The 12634-nt window shown below is 43.2% G+C and carries 12 protein-coding genes, 1 tRNA gene and 1 pseudogene; 6 read left to right on the top strand and 8 right to left on the bottom strand.

From position 1 onward, the window contains the following. From Q0541_RS12330 to Q0541_RS12305, 6 genes are all read left to right on the top strand, one after another. Positions 1 to 206 (top strand): hypothetical protein (locus Q0541_RS12330; protein WP_298910455.1); only part of this gene is annotated, 206 nt, incomplete at its 5' end. 170 nt (positions 207 to 376) lie between these two features. Then, entirely contained in the window at positions 377 to 649 is a 273-nt protein-coding gene (locus Q0541_RS12325; RefSeq protein ID WP_012410874.1) for a hypothetical protein, read from the top strand. 13 nt (positions 650 to 662) lie between these two features. Next, a complete protein-coding gene (locus Q0541_RS12320) occupies positions 663 to 1340 on the top strand; it encodes an ABC transporter ATP-binding protein (RefSeq protein WP_273769370.1) in 678 nt (225 codons plus the stop codon). A 294-nt stretch (positions 1341 to 1634) separates the two neighbouring features. Next, entirely contained in the window at positions 1635 to 2186 is a 552-nt protein-coding gene (locus Q0541_RS12315) for an NYN domain-containing protein (protein ID WP_298910425.1), read from the top strand. Between the two features lie 140 nt (positions 2187 to 2326). Then, a tRNA-Asn gene (locus Q0541_RS12310) sits at positions 2327 to 2398 on the top strand. A 24-nt stretch (positions 2399 to 2422) separates the two neighbouring features. Continuing rightward, positions 2423 to 3601 (top strand): aminotransferase class V-fold PLP-dependent enzyme, encoded by a 1179-nt coding sequence (locus Q0541_RS12305; RefSeq protein WP_298910422.1) that lies wholly within the window; start codon positions 2423 to 2425, stop codon positions 3599 to 3601. Between the two features lie 12 nt (positions 3602 to 3613). Here Q0541_RS12305 and Q0541_RS12300 read toward each other — a convergent pair. The 8 genes and pseudogenes from Q0541_RS12300 to Q0541_RS34425 form a co-directional block, all read right to left on the bottom strand. Then, positions 3614 to 4648, bottom strand: a pseudogene (locus tag Q0541_RS12300) (IS630 family transposase). A gap of 328 nt (positions 4649 to 4976) precedes the next feature. Further along, complete coding sequence (locus Q0541_RS12295; protein WP_298910419.1) at positions 4977 to 5324, bottom strand: hypothetical protein; 348 nt, start codon at positions 5322 to 5324, stop codon at positions 4977 to 4979. Between the two features lie 265 nt (positions 5325 to 5589). After that, a complete protein-coding gene (recG, locus tag Q0541_RS12290) occupies positions 5590 to 8076 on the bottom strand; it encodes an ATP-dependent DNA helicase RecG (protein WP_298910416.1) in 2487 nt (828 codons plus the stop codon). An 84-nt stretch (positions 8077 to 8160) separates the two neighbouring features. Beyond that, positions 8161 to 9039 (bottom strand): hypothetical protein, encoded by an 879-nt coding sequence (locus Q0541_RS12285; RefSeq protein WP_298910413.1) that lies wholly within the window; start codon positions 9037 to 9039, stop codon positions 8161 to 8163. Between the two features lie 265 nt (positions 9040 to 9304). After that, positions 9305 to 10249, bottom strand: a complete 945-nt coding sequence (tsf, locus tag Q0541_RS12280) for a translation elongation factor Ts (protein WP_298910410.1) — start codon at positions 10247 to 10249, stop codon at positions 9305 to 9307. A gap of 223 nt (positions 10250 to 10472) precedes the next feature. After that, a complete protein-coding gene (gene rpsB / locus Q0541_RS12275; RefSeq protein ID WP_298910407.1) occupies positions 10473 to 11267 on the bottom strand; it encodes a 30S ribosomal protein S2 in 795 nt (264 codons plus the stop codon). 455 nt (positions 11268 to 11722) lie between these two features. After that, positions 11723 to 11890: a hypothetical protein gene (locus Q0541_RS12270; RefSeq protein ID WP_298910403.1), complete on the bottom strand. Its 168-nt coding sequence runs from the start codon at positions 11888 to 11890 to the stop codon at positions 11723 to 11725. Positions 11891 to 12492: 602 nt separating this feature from the next. Beyond that, positions 12493 to 12621 carry a hypothetical protein gene (locus Q0541_RS34425; RefSeq protein WP_366941862.1) on the bottom strand — a complete coding sequence of 43 codons (129 nt, stop codon included), beginning with the start codon at positions 12619 to 12621 and terminating at the stop codon, positions 12493 to 12495. Between the last annotated feature and the right edge of the window lie 13 nt (positions 12622 to 12634).

Genomic DNA, 12634 nt, shown 5'->3' with positions numbered 1-12634 from the left:
CGTCTAGAACGTCAAACCACCCTCTACTAGGGGCGCGTCCAACTGCGATGGTCATGAGAGCAAATCTCCAAATGTTTATAAGTACAGGTTGTATCTATATTATAGACGGCTATATAAAAGCCATCCATAAGCAGAAAGTTAACTGGTTGTTAACCAAGTTTACAATTTTTTACGAACCTTTAATCATTTTAGGTGTAAATCGCTAATTTTTCTAGGGGATTTGTCATAAAAATTAATTTTTGATCCAGATGAGGTCAAATTAAAGAGATGGAGCGCACAGGGGCAGAGGAGAATAACCAATGCCCAATGCCCATTTCCCTAGAATCACTCAGCTGACGCTAAAATGAGTCCTACAGTTAAATTTGATTATTGCTAAATGTTTACCATCGATTTAAGCATCAGAAACACTGCTTTCCCGATCTCAGTACAACGTAAGTCAGCAGAGGATGCTGAGGCTGTCTATCAGCTAATTTTGGCAGCAATCCGTTCTGGGAACCCTGACATTGTAGAACTCAAGTGCGAGGGCAAGACAGAGAAAAAAATTGCTGTCCGCGCTAGTGAAATTTCTGGGGTGCAGATTGTTCAGAAAGATGGTACAACCCCTGGTGGTGGCAGACCACCTGGCTTTTTCGCTGTAGCTGCTGAGTAACCAAGGTTGACAAATGGCTCAAGTGGGCATTGAGGTCAAGGATTTAAATTTCAGTTGGCCTAATGGAGAGAAAGTGATCAAATCTTGCTCTTTAGAAGTACCCAAGGGTGAGTTTTGGATGCTCTTGGGTACAAATGGTAGCGGGAAATCAACGTTACTTAGACTGCTGGCGGGGTTATTAGCTCCTGAGTCCGGGAAAATTCGGGTTTTGCACCCCGTTGGCTTTGTCTTCCAAAATCCAGATCATCAACTGGTGATGCCAACGGTTGGTGCTGATGTGGCTTTTGGATTGGTGGAAGAAAAGTTGCCACCTGCTGCCACCAGAGCAAGGGTTGAGGAGGCGCTAGGGGCGGTGAATTTGCTTGCCTTCCAACGACGCCCCATCTATGCGCTCTCTGGGGGACAAAAACAGCGAGTAGCGATCGCAGGTGCGATCGCCCGTCGCTGCGAAGTCTTATTATTAGATGAACCCACTGCTTTACTAGATCCAGATAGTCAGTTGGATTTAGTTGCTGGTGTCCGCCGTCTGGTCAAAAGTCGAGGTATTACAGCCCTGTGGGTGACACATCGATTAGACGAGTTAAATTACTGTGACGGCGCTTTCTTACTAGAAGAAGGCTCTCTGGTAGATAAGGGTGAAGCCCAACGCCTCAAACAACGTCTGATGCAGGTACACAGCGAAGCCTCTTAATTAAGTGCCCAGTGAAGTAAAAAGTACTCAGGACTTTCACACCCAGTACATGCTCCGCCTTTTATTGGTGGTCTTTTAACTTAGTACTCTTCATTTTCACCATTACTGAAAAAGAACTGTAACGCGCCTTTTAAACAAAGGCGCGTTTTAAGTTGGTGCGTCTGTCTTAGGTTTTAGTTTTATGAGGCTGCCGTATTTTTTATTTTGTGTAACATAGTGTTACAGACAATGCATCAATTATTATAAAACTTATGAATGAATTTTGTTAACTCTAGAAAATTGTGATTAAAAACCATGCCCCGTTCTATACTCCAAGCCGTTTTGTTAGTAGACGGCTACAATATAATTGGCGCTTGGCCTTGCCTTAAAAAAACGCGTGATAGTGTTGGGCTAGAGGCAGCACGGGGTGAACTTGTGGAAGCAATGGCTGGCTATAGTGCGTTTCAAGGTTATGCAACTCAAATAGTTTTTGATGCCCAATATCAAAACTCCTCTAGTAATAAAGAAATAATTACTGAGCATTTATCTGTTTATTACACTGATTTTGGGCAGACAGCAGATACTTATATTGAAAAATCTTGTGCGTCTATGCGCCAGCAAATAGCTCAGTCTTTGATTTCTCGTGTGATTGTTGCTACATCAGATCGGGCACAGCAGTTGATGATACAAGGGTATGGGGCTGAATGGTTGTCGGCACAACAACTCTGTGGGGAAGTGGAAGCTACCGTCTGTCGGATGCGACAGAAGTATCATACGCGCAAACAATCTAAGAGTAGGTTTTTAGCTAATGGCATTGATGCTAAGGCACGGCAGCGTCTGGTTGAATTACGAATGGGATTACAGTAGATATTAGTATTTAAAAGTCTCTGCTTGAGTTGCTGAATGGATTTTGGTTGCAAAATTCTATAATTAAGCATCTAAAAGAATATTGGCGAAAGTACTTGCCAAATCTTATTTTTAGTCGTAATATTATAAATCGTGAGTGATCCTCAGTAGCTCAGTGGTAGAGCGATCGACTGTTAATCGATTGGTCGCTGGTTCGAATCCAGCCTGGGGAGTTTAGCAATTTTGGATTTTAAATTTTGGGTTCTAGATTATCCGTCAGAAATTTATGGTCGCTTGACCCGGCTGTAACGTTTCTGAATCATGGGTCTTTTGGTGCTTGTCCTAAACAAGTGCTGGCAGTTCAACAAAGACTGCGATCGCAGCTAGAACAAGAACCCTTACGCTTTTTTGGTAGAGAATGGGAACCGTTGCTAGACGATGCCAGAAGTAAGCTGGCGGCGTTTGTGGGTGCTGATGTCCAAGATTTGGTATTTGTCCCCAATGCGACGACTGGTGTTAACTCGGTGTTAAGGTCGCTGACGTTTTCATCAGAAGACGAAATACTCACAACCAACCACGAATATAATGCTTGCCGCAATGCACTTGATTTTGTTGCCAGTCGCACTGGGGCGCGGGTGGTGGTGGCAAAAATTCCTTTCCCCATTGACTCGCCGCAGCAAGTAGTGGCAGCAGTAATTGAGCGAGTTACACCAAAAACACGATTAGCACTTTTGGATCATGTTACCAGTCAAACAGGGCTAATTTTCCCAATCCAAGAGTTGGTGAAGGAGTTGCGACAACGGGGTGTAAATACATTGGTAGATGGTGCCCATGCACCTGGGATGATTCCCCTCAATTTGGAAGAAATTGGCGCAACTTATTACACCGGGAATTGTCATAAATGGCTGTGTGCGCCAAAAGGGGCAGCATTTTTGTATGTGCGACGAGATAAACAGTTAGAAATTCGTCCTCTGACAATTAGCCACGGGACAAATTCGCCACGTACTGATAAAACCTGCTTTCAGTTGGAATTTGACTGGACAGGTACAGACGATCCTACAGCTTATATGTGTGTAGCAGAAGCGATCGCTTTTATGGGTTCGTTGCTACCTGGTGGGTGGACAGAATTGATGCAGCAAAATCACCAGCTAGTGTTGCAGGGAAGACGGCTACTTTGTGAAGCGCTGGAAGTGCAGCCGTCTTGTCCAGAGGAGATGATTGGTTCAATGGCGGTTGTGCCAATGCCTGCAACTTTGGAAAACCGTGATTTTATGGCTGTACACGATGAGTTGTTTGATAAGTTTGGTATTCAAGTGCAATTGATCCCGTGGCAGGAAAAACCTCGGCTGTTGGTAAGGATTTCGGCGCAGATTTACAATACACCAGAACAGTATGAGTATTTGGCAAAGGTGCTAAAGGGGTTGCTCTCAGCTTAATCTATAGCAGTCCTAAATCATTCGTGAGAAAACACCAGATTCATCGAGCTTAGGAAAGTCAAAAATTTGACAATTGATCGCCAATTCAAATAAACCTTTAACAACAGAGAAAGAATGACAGAAAAAATAAAATTCTCGAATCAATCTTTTTGCTTGCAGCCAGATATCTTCTACAGGATTCTGTTGTGGGGCGTTTGGGGCAAACCTCTCACAAGTTACCAACCATTGTTCTGGCTTGAACTCCCGATTTAAGCAGTCTAAATAATCTTTAATTTGCTGAGAACGGGGACGCGCTAGCACCATCCCAAATAATTAAACGTTTAGTTCCACGACGTTTTGACTTAAGGTATTCTAAAAAATTAATCGTATTTTCAGAGTCACCTTTTTTTGCCTCATAAGTTATAAAATATGATTATTTTGTAGTCGAATGCACCAAAATATGTTTGTTTATAACGAGCGTTGACAACTGGAATTGATATCCGCTCACTAGTCTGACCCTAAACATATCCACTTATGTCACCCCACAGCAAATGACATTCATCAATCATAAATACAACTAGCCTTCCAGACCGGAGGCGGAGCGTCTCCGGCTCCGCTCTATTTCGGCTCGTCGCGCCGACAATAAATCACAAATCTCTTTTTTTTTTAAAGCTACCTGCTTTGCGTCATATTTAGGATTATGAGCTTGAGTTTTTTTCCAACTAATACGTGCTTCTTTAAATAGATCGTAGTAGCTTTGCTTGGACTCGAATCTTCCCCATACTTGGATGAAATATAGTACTCTAATTCATTAAGAGTCGATGATTCTTTTGTTAAAAGCCATTCCATTATCTCTACACGTTGCTGTTGGTTTAAAATTCCAATACTTCCTTTATGTGCTAGCTTTAAACCCTCAACTCCATGAAGAAAAAATGCCTTTTTATACTTACTGAGAAAACCAGACGAAACGCCCAGTATTGGCATAATCGCCTCATGCTTGTGTCCTGAGAGTAACATCTTGACTGCAATCGCTCGTTTTACCTCACGTTTGTCTTGGCTCTGTTCGATAAACTCTGTTAGCGATACCTTCTCTACGAGACGCTCCGCGAACGGTGAGCTTTGCTAACGCATCCACATTACTACTACCCCTCCTTGGTCGCAAATATTACTTACATTTTTCTTCCGTATTTTCTCACGAATCATTCAGGATTGCTATATAACTCCCTTATGGGCGATTTTACACCCTGATTTTATTCCTGTAGCTGTAAGCGTATCGCCTATGGGTGTACGTTATTTACTGCAAACATCTAACGAGAAAGAGGATACTAAGTAACTTAAGTTTGACCGTAGGTATTCTTACACGCTACCTGCGGTCGTTAACTCCAACAATCGCATTTCAAGAATTATTTCTAATCAACTGCAACAAGATAGACTCAAGACTTTGTAATGCCGCGTTTGTGGTGCGCTGATGTTCTTCAAAATTACGTTGATGTTGTTCATGGCTATCACGTAATTCAAGTAACACATCATCCAAAATTGCACTACGACCCAAAACACGGTTAACGTTACTGGTTAGCTCTCTCATTTCTTGGCTTAGTTCATCCAGTTGTGCCTGTGTGTTAGCTTGTCTAATGGTTAAATTGTCTAATTGTTCTTGTGTACTAGTTTGTCTTTGTGCCAACCCCAAGATTATTTGTTCAATACGGTCTATTCGGTTAGGGAAATATTCGGGTGTATCAGTCATTTTCCTTGTATTGAACTCCTACAATTTTACTTTCTCCTTTGATTCAATATCCTCAAACACCGATAAATATTGTTTTTAGGGCGGCGTGACAGTTAAATTATTTAATCGCTAGCACTACAAACCTGATACAAATAACGCGATTTCCTACTGAGATAACCCCACTAAATCACAATTCCCCAAAGCGATCGCTACAGGGAATCAAAGGGTTATGCGTGTTAGGGGATGGTTAGGGCGGGTTAGTCCTCTACTTCAGAATTATTATATATTAAGTCAAAATCGCCCCACCCATCAAACGCTCATACCGATACTTCAACTCTTCTTTCATCAAATACCAACGCTCTAAAGTAACATCCATCTCTATAATTTTCTCTGCTGCTTGCCGCGCTAAAAGTAAAACTTCCTCATCCTCAACCAAGCTGGCTAAGGTAAAATCTGGCACTCCAGATTGGCGAGTTCCCAATACTTGCCCTGGCCCACGAAAACGCATATCCATTTCGGAGATGAAAAAGCCATCCTGAGATTGTTCCAACACCTTCAACCGTTGTTGAGCATCAGGACTTCTAGAACTACTCATCAACAGACAGTAGGACTGAGCCGCACCCCGACCGACACGCCCCCGCAGTTGGTGCAGTTGTGATAAGCCAAATCGCTCTGCATTTTCAATGAGCATTACTGTAGCATTAGGTACGTCTACACCAACCTCAACAACGGTAGTAGAAACTAGAACCTGCGTTTGGTTATCGCGGAATTTGGTAATCGCTTCATCCTTATCGGCTGAACTCATGCGACCATGCAGCAGCCCCACTTGAAAGTCGGGAAAAACGCTTTCCTGTAACTTTTGATGCTCCTCCACAGCCGATCGCAGATCCAGTTTTTCTGATTCTTCCACTAACGGCAAAACCACGTAAACTTGTCTACCTTGGGCAATTTCTCGGCGGATGAGGTCATAAGCATGGTTGCGTTGCTGACCTGATAATACTGTTGTCTGAATCTTTTGTCGTCCTGGTGGTAACTCATCAATTTGGCTCACATCCAAATCCCCGTGTATCGTCAGTGCTAAAGTTCGCGGAATCGGGGTAGCTGTCATAGTTAACACATGAGGTTGCTCGCCTTTTTGCTGTAAACGCGCCCGTTGTTCTACCCCAAAACGATGCTGTTCATCGATCACCACTAACCCCAATTGCTGGAAGTTTACAGGGTCTTGAATCAAGGCATGGGTTCCCACTAACAGGGGTAATTCACCAGTTACTAACTGAGAATGTATTTGTCTTCGTTTAGCAGTTTTAGTGGAGCCTGTCAGTAATTCCACTGGTAAATGCAGTAAATTAAACCAGCTAACTAACTTGCGATAATGTTGTTCTGCCAAAACTTCTGTGGGAGCCATCAGCGCCGCTTGGTAGCCAGATTGAATTGCTGCGAGGATAGCCAGCACGGCGACAACCGTTTTACCAGAACCGACATCGCCTTGCACCAGACGATTCATTGGTACGGGTTTTTGTAAATCGTTGAGAATGTCGTTGAGGACTCGTTGCTGTGCGCCAGTGAGTTGAAAAGGCAGTATTTCGTGAAACTTCTCGACAAGTTGACCTCGTGGGACAAGGATGGCGCTGGTTTGAATCGCCCTTGCTTGCTGTTGACGTTGCAGTAAACCAAGTTGTAGGTAGAAAAATTCATCAAAGACTAGGCGACGACGGGCAACTTGTAGGGCGGCGCTATCACTGGGAAAATGAATGTTAGCGATCGCATCTTTCAATTCCATCAAACCATACTTCTGTCGCAAACCATTTGGCAGAGGGTCTTTCAGGTGAGTTGCAGCGGGCAAAGCAGCAATTACCGCTTGTCGCACTGTATTTGCCACCACACCCTCAGTCAGTCCATAAATTGGCACCACCCGCCCAATATTCAGCGACTCAATCGAATCTCCTGGATTTGCCAAAACCTCTAGTTCTGGATTATCCAGTGTTAAGCCGTATTTACTTTCTTTCACCAACCCACACGCCGCCAGAATACTACCTACTGGATAACGACGTTTTAAACTTTCTTGCCAAGCGCGACTGCTAAAGCGTGTACCTGCGTAAAAACGACCAATTTTGATTTGACCGCTGTTATCTTTTACGACCAGTTCTAAAATTGATAATTTCTGATTTTTAGGGCTAGTAAAGCAGTTGCAACGCTTCACTGTAGCCACTATTGTCACCGTCTCACCCGCCTGTAACTCGCGGATATTCACCTGACGCGCATAATCAATATGGTCACGAGGATAGTAGAAAAGCAAGTCGCGGACAGTGTGTAAACCAAGCCGTGCCAAATTATTAGCTTTTTTGAAGCCTATTTCTGGTAAATCACTGAGTTTTTGCTCAATTTTTGGGGCAAGCCTCCGACTCACCTCAGGGATAATTTTAGATTTTGGATTTTGGATTTTGGATTGATAAATTCTCCCTTGTTCCTCTGCTGCTCTGCTCCCCTGCTCCCCCTGCTCCTCCTGCTGTAGTTGGGAGAGATACCTGCGAGTATCTGCTACTAAGTGTTGTCTTTCTTCCAGTGCTAGATGTGGATAACTAGCAAATTGCACCGCTAGTCCTTGCCAACGGCGGCGTTCAGTTTGGGGCAAGCCTGTTGGGAATTTGCCCAAAGTGAGGCTAAGAAATTCACTGAAGCGGTACTGTCTGCCCACCAAGTCTGTAAAGCCATGTTCGGCTTCTATTGCCAAGGCTTTGTGCAATCGTATCCAGTCTGGTTTTTCATTAGTCATTGGTCAGCAGAGTGAGGAGTTAGGAGTGAGGAGTTAGGAATAAATTACTCATAACTCATAATTCATAATTCATAACTCATAACTTTATTCAAACCAACTAGCACGCCATGCAGCTTCAGCTTCAGCGATCGCTCTTTCTCGATGTTTTTTTTGATACTCTCGTCCTAGCTTGTTGATCTGAACTAAAATACTGCGGATTTGCCTGCGCTCAGAGGAGAGTGTCACATCAGCAAATTCAATTTCCCCTAGCCGCAGGTTAATAGCCATGATTTGCGTCAGTTCAGAATCTTCTGACTGCTGCTCATTTTCAATTTCAATTACTAAGTTTAATAAGTTGGGTGGCCCTGGCATAACCTCGGCAGACGCTTCTGATGCAGCCGCAGCCGCAGCTGCTAAAATCGGTTCTGGTAATTTTTTGGGTAATACCCCAGCTTTTTGTAATAAAAGATTAGCATCATGCGAAAGTTTTTTCAGTATCTCTTGCGTGACCTCTTCTAAGTTATGTTGCCATTTTGCCAGTTCTATAGGATTAGAGGTGTCGAGGGTGAGAGGCTCAGGAGTAGATGTGCCCAGTATCACAGGAGATGAGGATGTTCCTCCCCCATCTTGCCCATCTTTCTCATCTATTCCATCTGTTCCATCTGTTTCATCTGTTCCATCTGTTCCATCTTCCCCTACTTCCTCACTTTTAATACAAGTGAGTAATTGCTCAGATGCCACTTGACCCAACTTGCGGATGGCTTGTTGCAATTGTTGACGCTGATTCAATGACAAATGCAGAAAGTTTTCGGGATAGCCTTGGGTACAAAGGTGGTAACTTGCCAGAATCAACTGTTTTCGTACAGCTAGCCCTAAAGTGTTTAGATAACTAGCATAAGCGCTTTGTAGTTCTGTTGCGATCGCCCGAATCGCTTCTTTCAATGCTGCAATATCCCGTTCAATTCGCTCGATTGCTCTTGCCATATCTTTTCGTTCTTGCCCATGTGAACTCTTACATAGTACAAATGTACGAATTTATTTAAGGATAACTTTCCAGAGGATTTTAGATTTTAAATTAAATGCGATATTTCGCGTCTCTACTAATAAAATACAGGTCAGGCAATTTGCTTGACCTGTCCTTAAATAAGTTAGGAGTTAAGAATTATGAATGATGAATTATGAAGCTAACTTCCTATTAACTCCTAACTCCTGTACAGACGCGATTAATCGCGTCTCTCCTAACTAATTATTACTTGCTGCCAATTTGTGCAGCGACTTCATCAGCAAAGTTACTTTCTTGCTTTTCAATGCCTTCGCCCAGTATATAGCGGACAAAGCGAGTCACTTGAATCTCTTCGCCTAATTGCACCTTCACTTGCTTCACCAAGTCTTCCACAGAAATACTCTGATCACGAATGTAAGGCTGATCGACCAAAGCCAATTCTTTCAAGCGTTTTTCAATCCGTCCCTGAACAATTTTTTCTTTGATATTATCTGGCTTGTTCGCCAAATCATCCTTGCCCATTTCAATGTCTTTTTCCTTTTGGGCAATTTCGCTAGGGATTTGGTCTACGCTCACATACTCGACATTTGGACAAGCCGCAACTTGCATAGCAGTGTTCCGTGCCAAGGTTTGGAACTCTTGATTAGCAGCCACTGACTCAGTTTGGGAACCTAGTTCTACTAATACACCAACTCGACCGCCAGTGTGAATGTAGCTGTCTACTATCCCTTGCGTGCCTTCTGCTAGTGCAAAATTCTTAAAGCGACGCACTTGGATATTTTCACCGAGTGTAGCAATGGTTTGCTTGATAAATTCTTCTACAGTCGCACTTTGATTATCAGCATAGGGTTGAGCCAACAAAGACTCAACACTATCAGCAGTCGCTGCTTGCTTTGCCAGATTCTTAACTAAAGCTTTAAAAGCCTCGTTACGAGCAACAAAGTCGGTTTGGCAGTTGACTTCGATGAGTACACCCACTCTACCTCCGGGCTGAATGTAAGTGTCTACTAGACCTTCTGCCGCAACGCGATCGCTTTTTTTCCCCGCCGTAGAGATGCCCTTTTTCCGTAGCCAGTCTACCGCTTCTTCTATGTTGCCATCAGTCTCTTTCAGCGCCTTTTTGCAGTCCATCATGCCGGCACCAGTTTTTTGGCGTAGCTCTTGGACGAGTTTTGCAGATATTTCCGCCATGTTGCCTCAATTCCTAACTTGACCTCGATTTGTAATCGCTCACGGGTGTTGAGTATCTCTATCTTACTCAGGGCTGGAGGAGAAAAAATAATCAAGTACAAAGGTATGAGGCATGAGTTTTTTGCCTCTACCTTTGCCTATGATTTGCCGCAAGCTAGGGCGGCTTGCTGCTACTTTGCAATCCACCGCCCTCCCTTGTCCACTTACTTCACCCCTGCTTTACTTATTCCTCTGCTTCCTCGTCGGGAATTACGGCGTCAGTATATTCGCTTTCTTCGTAGTCTTCGTCATACTCACCACCTTCGTAATCTTCGTAATCCTCTTCAGCATCCAGCTGACCATGACGACCTTCATAAATGGCATCCGCCAATTTTCCTACTATCAGCTTAATTGACCTGATAGCATCGTCGTTTGCTGGGATGGGGATATCTACTACATCTGGGTCACAGTTTGTATCCAGCATGGACACAATCGGAATATTCAGCTTTTGGCATTCTTGAACTGCGTTATATTCCCGCCGTTGGTCTACAATTACAACGATATCGGGGACTTTCCGCATTGTTTTAATGCCGCCCAAGTATTTCTGAAGCTTCGTCATTTCCCGACGTAGCATTGATGCTTCTTTTTTCGGTAATAAATCTAGTGCGCCAGTTTCCTCACGGCGTTCTAAATCTTTCAGACGGTCTACTCGTGTTTTGATGGTTGCCCAATTAGTCAACATTCCGCCCAACCAGCGTTGGTTAATGTAGTGGGAACCACAACGGCTGGCCTCTTGGGCAATAATTCCAGCCGCTTGGCGCTTAGTGCCAACAAAAAGAAATTTCTTCCCTTGTTCAGCGTGCGATCGCATGTAGTTATAAGCATTATCCATCAACTGGGCAGTCTGCACCAAGTCGATGATATGTACACCATTGCGGGAAGTGTAAATGTAAGGAGACATTTTTGGGTTCCAACGCCGGGTCTGATGCCCAAAGTGAACCCCTGACTCCATCATCTGAGCCAATGAAACTACTGGCATATATTTTCTAACTCCGATTCGGGTTAAACCTCCATCCAAGTGTATTTCCCAACTGGGAAACACCCGAATTCTTAGATGTGCGAGATTAGTTAACCATACTAGGTTAGCATATTCAGAAGAGTTGTAGTTGGTTGACAGAGTGAGAGCGAGAAAATAGCGCTGCCCATTCAACAATAGGGAAGCGCTATGCTTGTAGTGATAGTGATAAAAATCTTGCTGTTTTAAACGCCTTCAACAGCGAACTACCCTTTTTTATAGTAAGAAATACTCAGTAAGAAAGCTGAAGTTACGCGTTTTAAGCCAGGGGAGCTACACCCTAGTACATGGCGTCAGTTTGCCTACCTTTAAAGAAGGGATTTTGTCCCAAATCTTGTTAATTGAGATGGTAGCTGCATTTACGCCGTGATGTACTAGTGTTTAACTGACTAGTTTTAAACTACCCCTAAAAGACCTATTTACTCGCGGTCTTCTTGATCCTTGGGCTTGGATTTTTGTCGCCGTTGTTCGACCTGCTCGTCGATAGTTTCTCTAATTTTCCGATCAGCAGCGTCCATCGCAGAATACTTAAAGCGGTTGATTATGCCACTGAACAAATTGCCAAAGAATCTTTCAATTTCTTGCATAATTTTATACCTGGATTTTTAAAGGTAAATTTTTGACTTTTCCATTGGTCTTGGACTTTCTAGTAGAAGTGGAAAATAAAACGCTAACCTGTCCTCGAAGCATCTGTTAGTCTCTTAGCGTCTCTGGGTGCTTAAAAGGCTGGCGGTTTATTTATCCTTTAATTAAGTTTTGCTTGCGAATGACTGTATAAAACAGTCTTCTCAATCAAATCAGTATTGTTGAGACTTTCAAGATTGAAACGCGCTAGAGATTTATCTATTGTATTCTGTCTAAGATAATAAATGTGGCAAAGACACAAGTAACAAATTGTCTACTTGGCATTTAGCCGAGATATAACCAAAAACCTGCAAGATGATCTGGAAAAGCTTGATTTTCAGTTGTAAATCATGGCTGAAAAACTCAGATGTAGCAAATTGTTAAACCCAGATAGGATAAAGTTTTTCAGACCATCTTGCAGAAAATTAGACGTATTTCGGTTTTATGCCTTAGATAACCGACAAAGGCTATAATTTCTTAAACAATACTAAATCTTCAAGCATCATACATAGAAAACTTGGTTCTATGAATCCACTTCACCTGAGCGAGGATCACCATAACGTTTTCATGTATGGTCTAAAATACTACACATTTTTTGCTGGGAACGCTTGGGAGTTGTGTGTAGTATTGCTTGAAACACAGATGTCATGTGACTCTGGTTGCCAAATCCCGCTTCTGCGGCTACCTGTGTCAGCGATGCCTGCGGC

Source organism: uncultured Nostoc sp. (assembly GCF_937863485.1).
Classification (GTDB): domain Bacteria; phylum Cyanobacteriota; class Cyanobacteriia; order Cyanobacteriales; family Nostocaceae; genus Nostoc.
Note: the sequence above shows the minus strand (reverse complement) of the source record. Positions and strands in the feature narration are given on the sequence as shown.

Bases quoted from the DNA above. Each gene is read 5' to 3' on its own strand.
- Q0541_RS12325 (WP_012410874.1), top strand. From the start codon at position 377: ATGTTTACCATCGATTTAAGCATCAGAAACACTGCTTTCCCGATCTCA.
- Q0541_RS12320 (WP_273769370.1), top strand. From the start codon at position 663: ATGGCTCAAGTGGGCATTGAGGTCAAGGATTTAAATTTCAGTTGGCCT.
- Q0541_RS12315 (WP_298910425.1), top strand. From the start codon at position 1,635: ATGCCCCGTTCTATACTCCAAGCCGTTTTGTTAGTAGACGGCTACAAT.
- Q0541_RS12295 (WP_298910419.1), bottom strand. From the start codon at position 5,324: ATGACTGATACACCCGAATATTTCCCTAACCGAATAGACCGTATTGAA.
- recG (WP_298910416.1), bottom strand. From the start codon at position 8,076: ATGACTAATGAAAAACCAGACTGGATACGATTGCACAAAGCCTTGGCA.
- Q0541_RS12285 (WP_298910413.1), bottom strand. From the start codon at position 9,039: ATGGCAAGAGCAATCGAGCGAATTGAACGGGATATTGCAGCATTGAAA.
- tsf (WP_298910410.1), bottom strand. From the start codon at position 10,249: ATGGCGGAAATATCTGCAAAACTCGTCCAAGAGCTACGCCAAAAAACT.
- rpsB (WP_298910407.1), bottom strand. From the start codon at position 11,267: ATGCCAGTAGTTTCATTGGCTCAGATGATGGAGTCAGGGGTTCACTTT.
- Q0541_RS12270 (WP_298910403.1), bottom strand. From the start codon at position 11,890: ATGCAAGAAATTGAAAGATTCTTTGGCAATTTGTTCAGTGGCATAATC.